At 55.1% G+C, this 13,463-nt stretch carries 13 protein-coding genes; 6 read left to right on the top strand and 7 right to left on the bottom strand.

Features of this window, described 5'->3' with window-relative positions; genetic code table 11:
* Nucleotides 1–9 precede the first annotated feature (9 nt).
* The 4 genes from B0B09_RS13210 (at nt 10) to B0B09_RS13195 (ending at nt 2,561) form a co-directional block, all read left to right on the top strand.
* Nucleotides 10–495 carry an LptA/OstA family protein gene (locus B0B09_RS13210; RefSeq protein WP_076660435.1) on the top strand — a complete coding sequence of 162 codons (486 nt, stop codon included), beginning with the start codon at nt 10–12 and terminating at the stop codon, nt 493–495.
* The gene (gene lptB / locus B0B09_RS13205) at nt 495–1,256 is read left to right on the top strand and encodes an LPS export ABC transporter ATP-binding protein (RefSeq protein WP_055295367.1); all 762 of its coding nucleotides are present in this window, start codon (nt 495–497) and stop codon (nt 1,254–1,256) included. The genes B0B09_RS13210 and lptB overlap by 1 nt, the downstream gene beginning before the upstream one ends.
* 235 nt (nt 1,257–1,491) lie before the next feature.
* Nucleotides 1,492–2,067 carry a ribosome hibernation-promoting factor, HPF/YfiA family gene (gene hpf, locus B0B09_RS13200; RefSeq protein ID WP_055295366.1) on the top strand — a complete coding sequence of 192 codons (576 nt, stop codon included), beginning with the start codon at nt 1,492–1,494 and terminating at the stop codon, nt 2,065–2,067.
* 29 nt (nt 2,068–2,096) lie between these two features.
* Nucleotides 2,097–2,561, top strand: a complete 465-nt coding sequence (locus B0B09_RS13195; protein ID WP_076660433.1) for a PTS sugar transporter subunit IIA — start codon at nt 2,097–2,099, stop codon at nt 2,559–2,561.
* On the opposite strand, the gene B0B09_RS13190 is transcribed toward B0B09_RS13195, so the two are convergent.
* The 7 genes from B0B09_RS13190 to cysQ all read right to left on the bottom strand — a co-directional run bounded on the left by B0B09_RS13190 (nt 2,558) and on the right by cysQ (nt 10,359).
* Nucleotides 2,558–3,991, bottom strand: coding sequence for a sulfotransferase family 2 domain-containing protein (locus B0B09_RS13190; RefSeq protein ID WP_076660431.1), 1,434 nt, complete (start codon nt 3,989–3,991; stop codon nt 2,558–2,560). The two genes, B0B09_RS13195 and B0B09_RS13190, sit on opposite strands and share 4 nt — an antisense overlap.
* Nucleotides 3,988–5,691 carry a DUF5927 domain-containing protein gene (locus tag B0B09_RS13185; RefSeq protein ID WP_076660429.1) on the bottom strand — a complete coding sequence of 568 codons (1,704 nt, stop codon included), beginning with the start codon at nt 5,689–5,691 and terminating at the stop codon, nt 3,988–3,990. The genes B0B09_RS13190 and B0B09_RS13185 overlap by 4 nt, the downstream gene beginning before the upstream one ends.
* Nucleotides 5,688–6,647, bottom strand: coding sequence for a glycosyltransferase family 2 protein (locus B0B09_RS13180; protein ID WP_207552161.1), 960 nt, complete (start codon nt 6,645–6,647; stop codon nt 5,688–5,690). The genes B0B09_RS13185 and B0B09_RS13180 overlap by 4 nt, the downstream gene beginning before the upstream one ends.
* Before the next feature lie 90 nt (nt 6,648–6,737).
* Nucleotides 6,738–7,748 (bottom strand): glycosyltransferase family 2 protein, encoded by a 1,011-nt coding sequence (locus tag B0B09_RS13175; RefSeq protein WP_076660427.1) that lies wholly within the window; start codon nt 7,746–7,748, stop codon nt 6,738–6,740.
* Between the two features lie 8 nt (nt 7,749–7,756).
* Nucleotides 7,757–8,650 carry a UTP--glucose-1-phosphate uridylyltransferase gene (locus B0B09_RS13170; RefSeq protein WP_055295356.1) on the bottom strand — a complete coding sequence of 298 codons (894 nt, stop codon included), beginning with the start codon at nt 8,648–8,650 and terminating at the stop codon, nt 7,757–7,759.
* 111 nt (nt 8,651–8,761) lie between these two features.
* Nucleotides 8,762–9,562, bottom strand: a complete 801-nt coding sequence (locus B0B09_RS13165; protein ID WP_076660425.1) for a 3-deoxy-manno-octulosonate cytidylyltransferase — start codon at nt 9,560–9,562, stop codon at nt 8,762–8,764.
* Nucleotides 9,562–10,359: a 3'(2'),5'-bisphosphate nucleotidase CysQ gene (gene cysQ, locus B0B09_RS13160; RefSeq protein ID WP_076660423.1), complete on the bottom strand. Its 798-nt coding sequence runs from the start codon at nt 10,357–10,359 to the stop codon at nt 9,562–9,564. The genes B0B09_RS13165 and cysQ overlap by 1 nt, the downstream gene beginning before the upstream one ends.
* Before the next feature lie 121 nt (nt 10,360–10,480).
* On the opposite strand from cysQ, the gene B0B09_RS13155 reads away from it, so the two are divergent.
* Nucleotides 10,481–11,302: an ABC transporter permease gene (locus B0B09_RS13155; RefSeq protein WP_055295352.1), complete on the top strand. Its 822-nt coding sequence runs from the start codon at nt 10,481–10,483 to the stop codon at nt 11,300–11,302.
* Between the two features lie 205 nt (nt 11,303–11,507).
* Nucleotides 11,508–13,412, top strand: a complete 1,905-nt coding sequence (dnaK, locus tag B0B09_RS13150) for a molecular chaperone DnaK (RefSeq protein ID WP_055295350.1) — start codon at nt 11,508–11,510, stop codon at nt 13,410–13,412.
* Nucleotides 13,413–13,463: the final 51 nt, after the last annotated feature.

Raw genomic sequence — 13,463 nt, 5'->3', positions numbered from 1 at the left:
ACTGCATCTATGCTGAAAAAGATCGCATTTTGCGCAGCTCTTTCATTCATGTTGCCGCTGGCGGCCCATGCCCAGACCAACATCAATCTGGGCGGCATGGAGGTTGATACAAGCGCAGCTGTCGAAGTGACCGCCGACAGTCTTTCGATTGATCAGGCCAACGGCTCTGCCGTATTTGATGGAAACGTGATGATTGTGCAGGGCGATCTGCGCCTGACAGCGGGCCGGGTCGAGGTGATCTATGGCGCAAATACGTCGGAAATCGCGCGCCTTCTGGCATCTGGAGGCGTGACTTTTGTGACCGCCGATGAAGCCGCAGAAGCGCAGCAGGCCGATTATGATATCGCCAGCGGCCTTTTGGTGATGACAGGTGATGTGCTGCTGACGCAGGGGCCAAGCGCAATTTCGGCGGGTCAGATGACAATCAACGTCACGGATGGCACCGCCACAATGGAAGGGCGCGTGCGCACCGTTCTGCAACAAGGTGATAACTGATGCCTGATGCGCCGCAACTCAGCATCAAGGAAGGCGACGTCGGGCTGCATATCGTCAATCTGCGCAAAAGCTATCGCAAGCGCCCTGTGATACGCGATGTCAGTATTGATCTTGGGCGGGGTGAAGTGGTGGCGTTGCTTGGGCCGAATGGTTCAGGCAAGACGACCTGCTTTTATTCAATTGCAGGGTTGGTTACCCCCGAGGGCGGCCGCGTGATCATTGATGGCCGTGATGTGACGACCTTGCCGATGTACCGCCGCGCCCAGCTTGGGATCGGGTATCTGCCGCAGGAAATGTCGATCTTTCGCGGCATGTCGGTCGAGGATAACATCATGTCGATCCTTGAAATCGCGGTTCCCGACAAACACCGCCGCAGAGAGCGGCTGGAAGAACTCTTGTCCGAATTCTCGATCGAACACCTGCGCCGCGCCTCGGCGATGGCACTTTCGGGCGGCGAACGCCGGCGGGTCGAGATCGCGCGCTGCCTTGCCGCCGGGCCCAAATACGTTCTGCTGGATGAACCTTTTGCAGGCGTTGACCCGATTGCAGTCGCCGAAATCCGGCATCTGGTGGCAGACCTCAAGAACCGCGGTATCGGTGTTTTGATTACGGACCACAACGTGCAGGAAACGCTTCAGATCGTCGATCGCGCTTATATCCTGCACGATGGCAAAGTCCTGATGAGCGGCACGACCCAAGAGGTGATCAAGGACGAAAACGTCCGCCGCGTCTATCTGGGGAACAACTTCCGCGTAAACTGATTCTTTTGCGCCGTTAATCTTTGCATCATTGACAACTGGCCACGATTCATCGCCAAATAGAGGGGATGACAAACCCGTTTTCTTTCCCCGCATGTATGTCGGCCGACCGCCGAATACTGTGGATAAGTTTAATGATAACGGGGTGTTATCGTGATCCACTCATATAACATTGCTTTGCTTTGCCGATAAATCGGTGAAGATCCTCGTTCTGTTATGATCCAATAAAGGAGATACGATGCGTTACCAAATCAGTGGAAAACAAATCGACATTGGTGCAGCCTTACAAACTCATGTGCAGACCGAGTTGGCAGAAATTCTGAGTAAGTATGCCGGACGCCCGACTGAGGCCTATGTCGTGTTTTCGAAATCAGGCCACGAATATGTCTGTGAATCCGTGGTGCATCTTTCAACCGGTCTCAACGCGCAGGCGACAGGTAAAGCAAACGAGATTTACGCCGCTTTTGACGCAAGCGCCGAGAAAATGGACAAACAACTGCGGCGCTATAAACGCCGCCTGAAGGATCACCACAAGGAACGATCACAGCCTGTTGAACTTTCGGACGCCGGATCATATATCCTCGAATCAAGAGAAGAGTCTGATGAGGATGGACAAGACTCGTTCAATGCAATGATCGTTGCCGAGATGGAGACGAAAATCCCTTCATTGTCTGTCGGTGAGGCAGTCATGCAGATGGAAATAGCCAGTGCTCCGGTACTGGTGTTCCGGAACGAGAAACATAACGGAGTGAACGTCGTTTATCGGCGGGACGACGGAAACATCGGATGGATCGACCCGCGAAATTCGGGTTAAACCAACATATCAATTGAGAGACGCAATCAATGCAACTTGGCGATATTCTGAAGGCGAGTGCTGTAAAGTCTATTTCATCTTGCACTAGCAAGAAGCGTCTCTTCCATGATCTGGGCGAACTTGCCGAGGCCAGCTATGGTATCAGCGCGTCCAGCATCATCGAAGCTTTGATGGATCGCGAAAACCTTGGGCCAACAGGTGTGGGCCAAGGCATCGCGCTGCCTCATGCGCGCATGGCCGAAGCCAAGGGTGTATTCGGCTTGTTCCTGCGTCTTGAAAAACCATTGGATTTTGATGCGGTTGACCGTCAGCCTGTTGATCTTGTTTTTGCGTTGATCGCTCCCGAAGATGCAGGCGTCGAACACCTCAAGGCGCTGGCATTGGTGTCACGCACACTGCGCAACACGTCGATTTGCGCGAAATTGCGCGCCAATCAAGACGCCAATACCCTGCACACAATCCTGACTGCCGTGGAATCGACGCAGGCAGCCTAGCGCCAGTTTTCGAACCCGAAAGCCGCATAGTCGCGCGCATATGCGTCGCGCGCTGCGGCTTCGAGCACGGGATCATAGATCGCCGCGAGTCGCCCTTCCCACCGATGCGCCGTGTCCCCCAGCTTCGGTGATTGCGCCAAACCGACCTGCCGCGCCACAAAGCCAAGGTCTTTGGCCAAAGTTTCCTCGCGCAGGATGTGATCTGGCAAGGCGAATTGCGCCATGCCTTGCAAAAGCGTTAGTTGGCTGGCCCATGAAGGATCAACGCGAATGCTCGTCTGTCCGGCGAGGTTTGTTTTGAGGAAATCCAGAAAACCTGCAAAGGCACGCCGGTGATCCGCGTCCGAATAGGCACTGGTATCAGCAAGGTCTGGCGCCGTCTGGGGCAGCGCAAGCTTATGCACCCTGATCAGGTTCGCGCGAATTTCCGGCAGAGACTGCGAACCATCAAGCAGGATCCGGTCACAAAACGCGGCATGTGCACGCGCAAGCGGATGCCGCAACACCGCAAAGCTGCGGTGTGTTTCATGGGTTTCCTGCCACATCCGCAGCGACTTTTGCGTGAACTTCCGGATCAACGCCTTAGGCTGCGCATTGTCCAGATCGGCCAGCCATTGCCGCACAGCTTTGTCCGGACCAGACCGCAACGGCATATATAAAACACCCGATTGCGGTGCAGCCACATAAGACGGGATGGCAGGGCCACGGCTCGGTTCAAAATGCGGGGTCCGCCCCAGATCAAAGCGATCGAGGCGCGCCAAAGCAGATGTCATCTCATCATAGTTACTTACCCGTTCCTCAAGAGGCTCAGGGTTTTGCTTTTTGAGCTTTTTGTTCACATTCGACAACCGCGCATCGCAGCCAAGAAATTGCGCCAACCCGTTCAGTACGTCCAGATCGCGCAGGTCGTTATAATTGATGTAAAACGCGGCTTGACCACTGGTTTGCAGCGCCCTTTGGATCCGCACTTGAAAGCTCTGAATTGCTTCAAGATGTGCCTCAAACGCAGCCGGATCGAATGTGATGGACGTTGATTTCGAATGCGTGGCATTTGTCAGTTTCCACTGCCCCGTAGCCTGCGCGATTTTCCAGCTGACAAAGCTATCCAGCGGATTGCGTGTCAGGATGATTTTCGCACAGCGCTGATCCTCAATACAGGTATTCAGAATGCGCGGATCATGGTCGTGAAAAAAGCGAAAGCCCGCCAAAGTGTCGCTTTCCCTGATCTTCCCGAGCAAGGCAAAGGGATCTTTTTCGCGGGCATCCCTGTCGATGCCAAGCAGAGCGTCAATCTTGGGGTAGCCTACAAAAGACGGGTTAAACGCCTCACCGTGACAGGTGACGCCGTCAAGCATATTGATGTTGGCTTCCAGAAGATTGGACCCCGTCCGCATTTCCGCCAGCAAAATGAAATAATCAAACCTGCTCATTTTCCGCTGATCACATAGGGTTTGCGCCGCACCACCGGTTTGGCGGCAGGCGCGATGCCGACAGTAATATCACCCGTCAGGAACGGGTGCATGCCCTGATTCTTCAGCTCTTGGAGATAATCCGGCAGACCCGCTAAATCGCGCATTCTGGGGGCCTCTTTAATGGCAAGGCCACGGTGCCCCGCGATTTCGTCAATAATCGTTTGCAGCACCACCATTGGCGCTTCGATAAACTGGGCCAGCGTCATAATCTTGATCCGCGCCCGCGCGACAGGGGATCGCAGCACCTTGAGAAATTTGTCCTCGATGCGTTGCAGGCGCGCCGCCTCTGCCCGCACCTCGCTCGCCGAGCGGCCAGAGCAGAAAAGCGGGATCGACCAGGCCCCTGACACCACCCAGATGCTGGCCTGTGTGTCTTTCGCCAAGGTCCATCTAATGTCTTGGGTATCGGCAGGGCCGAACTGAAAACAGTGGTGTCGGTCACGGCCATTCCAGATCAGATTGCTGAGGAACATTTTACCGTTGTAGTCGCGCAGCCGCGCATTATCCGATATGCAGCCGCGGTAAACCTCGGCCTCATCCGCAAAATGCGCACGGTCTTTTGCATAGAGATGCCCGTGCACCACAGCACCCGTTTGCTGTGTCAGCCATGACTGGAAATCGGGGAAGATATCATCAAAGCCCTGCAAAACTGCATAAGGGGCCGCTGCAATGCTGGTTTGGCGGTCGATGCTCGGGAAACGGCTTTGCATAAAAAGGCCCTGCCGCCCCAAGGTACGCCGGTCAACGGCCTGTGCAAAGACGCGGTCCACTGTTCCTGAATTGGGCTCTTCTGCTTGGCGCAGGGGATCTTCCGATGCAGGAAACGTAGTGAACAAAAGATCGGCGTCGCGCCAGATTTTCCGCGCCACAAAGCATTTGGAGCGCTGCAAGAGTTCAACGTGATCATCAAAAAAGATGTGCGGTTTGCCCTGAAAATCAAACTTTGCCAAGGTCAGCGACCGGCTTTCGATCTTGCGGGCATGGAGCCGCGCAAGTGTCTGGTAGTAGCTTTCATCAGGAATCCAGACCTTACGGAAGTAGGCATCGTAGGTCGCACGGTTTGGGTCGCGCAAGATCGCGTCAAGCGTCTGCCGTGTCAGGCACCACCACTGTGAACCCATATGGGGTACGACACCCTCTGGAATGCGGCGTTTATACCCGACTGCCTGCTGTACCTTCACAAAAGCATCAAAGAGCTTCCGGCGCTTTTTCCATGCAAACGGGAACCGCAGGGTAAAGCGTTCGCGGTCAAGCCCGCCAACCGTCCAGGGCACATCAGCCGTTGTCGCGCTTTCGATAAAGTCAGTGTCGGGGTGCGTATTCAGGTAGTGCTGCAGTTCTGCAATCGGGCGCAACGGGAGGCAGGCACCTGAGGCCAGAAACACATGCCGCAGTTCGGGAAATTCTTCGAGCAAGAGCGTTGCGGCTTCTTGGGATGCGGCCACCAACCCCCACGTACCCCATTCGCAGCGGTGCCGTGCGCAAAACCGAACATCAGGCAGGTCCGCCAAAGACCCGACAAAGCGGTCATAGGTCTGTGATGGCACATTGCTGTCGACATGAACAACAACGGGACAACCCGCACCGGCCCAATGGCGCACCATCTGTTCGGCACGGTCAAAGGCCGTATGGACAAGCATGATGACACCCAAGCTCATGCCCAGTTCCCCTTGGACATCAGGCCCAGCACCTCAAGTTGTCGCCAGTTGATATATTGCTCGCTCCATTGGCACCACAAATCCGGGTCGGCACCATGCCGTTCTGCATAAGTTTTATACTCGCGTCCGCCCTTATAGTGCTCGGCGCGCGCGGCCTCTTCGACGGCACGATCGCCAAAGGTGTTCAGGAATTTTGCGTGCAGCAAGATACCGGAGGTTTTTTCCCCACCCTGCTGATCGTAAACAAGGTTCAATCCGCGCGGCAGCATCATATGGGTCGAGCTGACATAGGCATAGGGCCTGCGCCATTTCACAAATGGTATTTTATTCAGCGCGGGCGCCTGCCTGGGCTTGCTGGCAAAGAAACTGCGTGCACGCGGACCGCCCTGAATCCAAAGGTTTCGCAGCAGCTTGTTCTTGGTCATAAAATAATTGCCCGGATCAAACCAGTTGGCGGTTTGAAACGGATTATCCCCGCGCCGATACGTCGTCTGCCCCACGGGTCCTTTGGGATACATATCCAGTAACATCGCCCCAAAAGACCGCACATCAGATGCGTCCAGCCAGTCGGCCAAGGCGCGAATAGGCCGTGTGTCGCAGAACGGATAGACAAAGAATTCATCCACATCGACCGTCAGCGCCCAATGCCCATGCGCGTATTTGCCTTGCAGATAGGTTAGCCAGTCAACGCCGTAGCGCGCTTCGCCGTAAGGGGCATCGGTGCGCCACAAAGACACATCAGGCTGTTCACGGGCGAAATCGCTTCCTGCGTCCTCGCTGCCGTTGTCGATCATCAGGAAATGAGCAATCCCGAGCTTGCGGTAATATTCAAAGAAGAATGGCAGCCGGATGTCTTCGTTCCGGAAGGTGCAGAAAAGCAAGACATCATCGGGGGCTATTTCCTTCGTGCGGTCCGTCACCGCGACAAGTTCCCGCCCCTTGCGCAACGCACGCATGCGCAGGCGTTTCCGCTTCCACCGCAAACGATATGACGTCAAAATGCTCAAAACGACTGCGCCCTATTCCGGTTTGTTCCCGCCTGCATATCAGACCCAGCGCCCCTTTGACATCAGCCCGAGTGCGACCAGTTGCGCGTCACCGCCATACCGACAAGACCCTTCATACCAGAAATCAGGATTTTCGGTCAGGTGCAGATGATAATCCTGATAAAGTGCTGTGTTCTGAAAATGCTGTCCCCGTTCCAGCTCTTCCGCAGACTTCGCCCCGATCATCGGCAGGAACTTGGTATGGAGCAAGGCGCCGCTCGCTTTGCTGTTGCCTTCAAAATCAAAAACATCGTGCAGGCGGGTCGGCAATATCTGATGGGTTGAGCTGACATAGGCATAGCGCCACGACCAACGCACCAGTGGCGTTTTATTCAACGTTGGTGCGCGCGCAGGTTCGTTTGCAAAGAATACGCGGTCACGGACACCGCCCTGTATCCACAGGTTGCCGTAATAATGGTGCACCTGATGGCGATAATTGTCGGCGTCAAACCATGCCAAAGTCTTGGTCGGATCGTCGCCAGGCACATAGGGCGCGTCCTCAAGCGGTCCTTCGGGGTAGAGGTCCAGCATCAATGCGCCAAAAGAGGCGTGGCCCTGTCCATCCAGCCATGTTGTCAGTGCTTTCAGATCGCGGGATTCATGATCTGGATAGATCAAGAGTTCATCCGCATCGACAGTCAGACACCAATGGCGATTGCCGTACTGCCATAGCAGCCACCCCAGCCAATCCATACCGAAACGGGCAAGACGATAGCTCTGCGTGGTTGTCCAGACTGACACATCAGGCTGCTGCGCCAGATACTCGGCCGTTCCGTCATCGCTGCCATTATCGACGATCAGAAAGTGGTCGACGCCAAGTTTGCGGTAATGCTTCAGAAAATATGGCAGGCGGACGATTTCATTCCGGACCGTCGCAAAGCAAAGGATCGCTTCCGGCCCGATCAGGTCTGTACGGTTTACGGCCGCCGCAATCTCATGGCGTTTGCGCCAAATGCGAAACAGTAACCGCCGCCGCTTCCATCGCAGGCGATACGCATGCCAAAGGTCCATTTGCGGCCCTACTGTGCGGCCTGCTTTGTTGCGTGCATCTGCGCCAGAAATTCCGCGAACTCATCACGCAACTCCTCGCGCGCAAGTGCAAAGGCAACGGTCGCCTGCAGGAAACCAGCCTTGGACCCACAATCATAGCGCTGCCCGTCAAAGCGATAGCCGAACACATTGCGGCCTGCGCTGATTTCTTCTGCGATTGCGTCGGTCAGCTGGATTTCACCACCGGCACCGCGCCCGATCTTGTCAAAATTGGCAAGAACCTGTGGCGTCAGAATATAGCGGCCGATCACCGCCAGATTGGATGGTGCAGTGCCCACGGCGGGTTTTTCAACCATCCCTTTGGCCCTGACAATCGGCCCGTCCTGCGCAGCGATATCAAGCACACCGTAAGATGCGGTTTGCGCTGGCGAGACTTCCATCGCAGCCACCATCGCGCCACCGGTTTCCTGATAGGCCTCGACCATCTGCTGCAGACAAGGTTTCTCGGCCGCGATCACATCGTCGGGCAGAATAACCGCAAAGGGCTCATCCCCGATCAGTTTACGTGCGCAGGACACCGCATGCCCAAGGCCCAACGCCTTGTGCTGGCGCAAATAGGCGATCGTGCCGCTTTCCATGTTGGTGCTGCGCAGGATTTCCAACAGCTTGGTTTTCCCCGAAGCCTCCAGCGCTGCTTCCAGATCAGGCGCAAGATCAAAGTAGTCTTCAAGTGCGGACTTGCCGCGTGAGGTGACAAAGATAAAATCTTCGATGCCAGCGGCACGCGCCTCGTCAATCGCATATTGGATCAGCGGGCGGTCGACCAAGGTCATGATTTCCTTGGGTACGGATTTTGTCGCCGGTAGAAACCGCGTGCCAAGTCCCGCAACGGGAAAAATGGCTTTTGATACTTTTCTATCCATGACTCTACCCTCAATACTTAAAGACTGCCGCAATAACCGCCGATATGGACGATAATAAGACGGAAAACGTAAAATTTCTGCGGGCCAGTCTGGCCTGCCTTCATAAAAAACTTAGTCATGCCCCATTTCTTTGAGCATTTCTTCAATACGCGGAACATCTTCGGGGTTGTTCAATTCCCAAAACTGCCTGCCCTTGGCGGCGACTTCCACACAAAGCATGGGAACACCCCGTTCAAGAAAACGCAACTGCTCTAACCCTTCCAATTGCTCCAAGGGCCCGGCGGGCCATTGTGGGTAGGATTTGAGCGCATCCGGACGATAGGCGTAAACGCCAACATGGTGGAAAACCGGTGTTTCATCCGCGTCGTCGTAGGTTTTTCCGGTGAAGGGAATCACCTCTTTCGAGAAATAGAGTGCGTTGTTGTCCGCACCAAAGACGGCCGTTGTCCCGCCCACACGCCCTTCCCGGCGGTCCTGCAACAGCCCGTTCAACGCGCGCCCTTCGGTGCGCAAAACAGGGGTCGCAACATCTGCTGCGGGATTATCGCGCAGGCCTTGCACCAAATCCTCGATGAACCATGCCGGTGTCAGCGGGGCATCACCCTGCAGGTTCACCACGATGTCATAGTCTTCACTCAAGTTCACAAGCGTCTCTGCGCAACGCTCGGTTCCGTTCTGGCAAGTGGTCGACGTCATCACGACCTCGGCACCAAAGGCTGCACAAGCCTCGGCAATGCGCGCGTCATCGGTCGCCACGACTACCTTGTCGATACCTGCCACCCCGCAGGCCGCATCCCATGACCGGCGGATCAGGCTCTTGGCCTCGCCACTGGCCCCTTTCAGCGTCACAAGCGGTTTGCCGGGATAGCGCGTAGACGCGTACCGTGCGGGAATGACGATGATGACGGACATTACGGCCTCTCCAGTGCGACACCCGGGGCGTAGGCAATGAAGAACGGGTTTTCAAATGCCGGCTTTCCATACTGCAACGGCGTATGGTCATCAAAGCGAACAACCGCGCCACCTGCGCCATTCAACACCGCATGGCCCGCCGCCGTGTCCCATTCCATCGTACGGCCAAGCCGCGGATAAAGATCGGCTTCACCGGTGGCCACCAAACAGAATTTCAAGGACGAACCGGCGCTCTTCATGTCTGCTGTCGCATATTTGCTGATATAGTCATCTGTCGCCTGATCGCGGTGCGACTTGGACGCAACAACAAGAAGCGCGTTGTTGTCGGGTTTTGACACAGTGATTGGGGTTGTGTGGCCCTGTTTACCTACGTGAAACGGGCCTTGCTCTTCGACAGAAACGCCTTGGGCATCAGTGTAAAAAAGGCGCTCTTTCGCAGGCGCATAGACAATGCCACGCACCGGCACGCCGTCTTTGACATAAGCAATATTCACCGTGAAATCGCCACGCCGTTTGATGAATTCCTTCGTACCGTCCAGCGGATCGACAATCAGAAATGTGCGGGCCGAAACCCGATGCGATGCGGCCTGCTCCTCGGTGACCAAAGGGATGTCAGGGAAGGCTGTACGCAACCCTGCGCTGATGATCTCGTCTGCGGCTTCATCCGCGGCAGTGACCGGGCTTTCGTCGCTTTTGGAGCGGACTTCAAAATCATCCGCGTTATAGATTTCCATGATCTTGTCACCAGCTTGCAAGGCAAGCGCACGCATCACCTTGGTGAGTTCTTCAAAATCCATTAAATGTTACCTGTCATCAAAAAGCCCTGTTCGGCCTGTTTATGCTGTTTCGCCGCGCGATCAGCAAGGTTATCGTCGCAACATATACAACAACGCTTTTACCCAGCAAAACGGACTGCCTATGTTCCAGACCCCGATCTATAGAAACAAGACAAGTGGTCTGTTTGGCATGCTTGAGGTGATCTATCACACGATCGTCCGCAAAGCGCGCAGCGGTCATCGCAGTGCTGTTATCGCAATGTTGCTGAACCTCATGCAGGGCCTGACAATGATAATCGCCTTCCTGCTGTTTTTCACTGTGCTTGGGCTTCGCAGTTCTCCGATCCGTGGCGATATGATGCTTTACATCATGACCGGGATTTTTGTTTATCTCACGCATATCAAATCAGTGAGCGCCGTCATGGGCGCGGGTGGACCCACATCTTCAATGATGCTGCACCGCCCGATGAATACAATCATCGCCATCGTGGCTGCGGCTTTTGCAACGCTTTACACGCAGATCTTCACGCTGGTTGTGATCCTGTCAGTCTACCACATCGCATTCACGCCGATCACAATCCATGATCCTGTCGCCGCAATGGGCTTTTTCCTGATGGCGTGGTTTTCAGGCTGTGCGGTTGGCATGATTTTTCTGGCCTTGAGCCCGTGGTTCCCGCGTTTCACGTCGCTTGCCAAAACGATCTACACACGTGTGAATATGCTCGCGTCGGGCAAAATGTTTGTTGTCAACACACTGCCCGCATCAATGATAGCAATGTTTGACTGGAACCCTTTGTTCCACAACATCGACCAGATGCGCGGTGCCGTGTTCCTGCATTACAACCCGCAGTTCACCAGCGTCGAATATCCGATTTATTTGTCGCTTGTCCTGATCATGATCGGTCTTATGGGCGAATTTTTCGGGCGACAGCACGTCTCGATAAGCTGGTCTGCCGGCAGATAGGTAAGACAAGCGCCGCCTATCCAGAAAAAACCGGTATTTTAGGCTTCTCGTCGCACCCCAGATGCTTGCAGCCCCAATATCGCACCCCTATATACGCTGAGATCGAAGTCGAGCGGAGCAACCGCAGACTTCACACTGGAAACTGGCGCGGGTGCCGAAACGGGTTCGCGCTGCTCAAACCGCCTAAAGTAGAGGGATTTGAAAAATGGCCAAAGTTATTGGTATCGACCTGGGAACCACGAACTCTTGTATCGCCATCATGGATGGTGCAAAGCCACGTGTAATCGAAAATTCCGAAGGTGCGCGGACAACGCCATCTATCGTTGCGTTCACAGATGATGAGCGTCTCGTGGGTCAGCCCGCGAAACGCCAGGCTGTCACCAACCCCGAGAATACAATCTTTGCGGTCAAGCGCCTGATCGGTCGTCGGTTCGACGACAAGGATCTTGCCAAAGACAAGAAGAACATGCCGTTCAATGTCGTCAACGGCGGCAACGGTGACGCATGGGTCGAGGCCAAGGGTGAGAAATACTCCCCAAGCCAGATCTCTGCCTTTATCCTTGGCAAAATGAAAGAGACCGCCGAGAGCTATCTTGGCGAAGAAGTAACGCAGGCTGTTATCACCGTACCTGCCTACTTTAACGACGCCCAGCGTCAGGCCACCAAAGACGCCGGTAAAATCGCTGGTCTCGAAGTACTGCGGATCATCAACGAGCCGACAGCAGCTGCCCTTGCCTATGGTCTGGATAAAAAAGACAGCAAGACAATCGCCGTCTATGACCTTGGTGGTGGTACATTCGACGTGACCATTCTGGAAATCGACGACGGCCTGTTCGAAGTGAAATCCACTAACGGTGACACGTTCCTTGGTGGTGAAGACTTTGACATGCGCATCGTCAACTACCTTGCCGACGAGTTCAAGAAAGAGAACTCGGTCGATTTGACCAAGGACAAGATGGCGTTGCAGCGTCTGAAAGAAGCTGCCGAGAAAGCCAAGATCGAGCTGTCCTCGTCTTCCAGCACCGAAATTAACCAGCCGTTTATTTCGATGGGCTCGAACGGCCAGCCCCTGCACATGGTCATGAAACTGACACGTGCGAAACTGGAAAGCCTTGTTGGCGATCTGATCAAGGCGTCACTGAAGCCATGTAAAGACGCGATCAAAGACGCGGGCCTGTCCACATCCGACATCGACGAAGTCGTGTTGGTCGGTGGTATGACACGCATGCCGAAGGTGAAGGAAGAAGTTGCCAAATTCTTTGGCAAGGAAGCCCACCAAGGCGTGAACCCTGACGAAGTGGTTGCCATGGGCGCCGCCATTCAGGCCGGTGTTCTGCAGGGTGACGTCAAAGACGTGGTTCTTCTCGACGTGACACCGCTGTCGCTGGGTATCGAAACGCTCGGTGGTGTGTTCACACGCCTGATCGACCGCAACACAACGATCCCGACGAAAAAGTCTCAGGTCTTCTCGACTGCCGAAGACAACCAGAACGCCGTGACACTGCGCGTGTTCCAGGGTGAGCGCGAAATGGCGGCCGACAACAAGATGTTGGGCCAGTTCAACCTCGAAGATATCCCGCCAGCACCACGCGGCATGCCACAGATCGAAGTGACCTTCGACATCGACGCCAACGGCATCGTTGAAGTCGGCGCGAAAGATAAAGGCACCGGCAAAGAGCAGAAGATCACGATCCAGGCCTCTGGCGGTTTGTCCGATGAGGACATCGAAGCAATGGTTAAAGACGCCGAGGCAAACGCCGAGGCCGACAAGGAACGCCGCGAGCTTGTGGATGCGAAAAACCAGGCTGAAAGCCTGATCCACTCGACTGAAAAGTCGATGGAAGAGCATGCCGACAAGGTTGACCCAACCACGATCGAAGCGATCGAGTTGGCGATTGCCGCGCTCAAGGATGATCTGGAAGGCGACAAAGCCGACAAGATCAAGTCCGGCATCCAGAACGTGACCGAAGCAGCCATGAAACTGGGCGAAGCGATCTACAAGTCTCAGCAAGAAGCAGACGGCGAAGTAGAGCCGGATGCACCGGGTGCAGACGAAGAAATCCTTGATGCGGATTTCGAGGATCTGGGCGACGACAAGCGTGACAACTAAGGCCGCGCGCCGCTGACATTTGACCGGCCCCTGAACCGGGCCGGTCTTTGT

Origin of the sequence: Yoonia rosea (assembly GCF_900156505.1) — a bacterium.
In the GTDB taxonomy this organism is placed as follows: domain Bacteria; phylum Pseudomonadota; class Alphaproteobacteria; order Rhodobacterales; family Rhodobacteraceae; genus Yoonia; species Yoonia rosea.
This window is presented reverse-complemented; position numbering and strand designations above follow the sequence as displayed.

Coding starts and splice junctions, on each gene's coding strand:
- B0B09_RS13210 (WP_076660435.1), top strand. CDS start 10: ATGCTGAAAAAGATCGCATTTTGCGCAGCTCTTTCATTCATGTTGCCG.
- lptB (WP_055295367.1), top strand. CDS start 495: ATGCCTGATGCGCCGCAACTCAGCATCAAGGAAGGCGACGTCGGGCTG.
- hpf (WP_055295366.1), top strand. CDS start 1,492: ATGCGTTACCAAATCAGTGGAAAACAAATCGACATTGGTGCAGCCTTA.
- B0B09_RS13195 (WP_076660433.1), top strand. CDS start 2,097: ATGCAACTTGGCGATATTCTGAAGGCGAGTGCTGTAAAGTCTATTTCA.
- B0B09_RS13190 (WP_076660431.1), bottom strand. CDS start 3,991: ATGAGCAGGTTTGATTATTTCATTTTGCTGGCGGAAATGCGGACGGGG.
- B0B09_RS13185 (WP_076660429.1), bottom strand. CDS start 5,691: ATGAGCTTGGGTGTCATCATGCTTGTCCATACGGCCTTTGACCGTGCC.
- B0B09_RS13180 (WP_207552161.1), bottom strand. CDS start 6,647: ATGCGTGCGTTGCGCAAGGGGCGGGAACTTGTCGCGGTGACGGACCGC.
- B0B09_RS13175 (WP_076660427.1), bottom strand. CDS start 7,748: ATGGACCTTTGGCATGCGTATCGCCTGCGATGGAAGCGGCGGCGGTTA.
- B0B09_RS13170 (WP_055295356.1), bottom strand. CDS start 8,650: ATGGATAGAAAAGTATCAAAAGCCATTTTTCCCGTTGCGGGACTTGGC.
- B0B09_RS13165 (WP_076660425.1), bottom strand. CDS start 9,562: ATGTCCGTCATCATCGTCATTCCCGCACGGTACGCGTCTACGCGCTAT.
- cysQ (WP_076660423.1), bottom strand. CDS start 10,359: ATGGATTTTGAAGAACTCACCAAGGTGATGCGTGCGCTTGCCTTGCAA.
- B0B09_RS13155 (WP_055295352.1), top strand. CDS start 10,481: ATGTTCCAGACCCCGATCTATAGAAACAAGACAAGTGGTCTGTTTGGC.
- dnaK (WP_055295350.1), top strand. CDS start 11,508: ATGGCCAAAGTTATTGGTATCGACCTGGGAACCACGAACTCTTGTATC.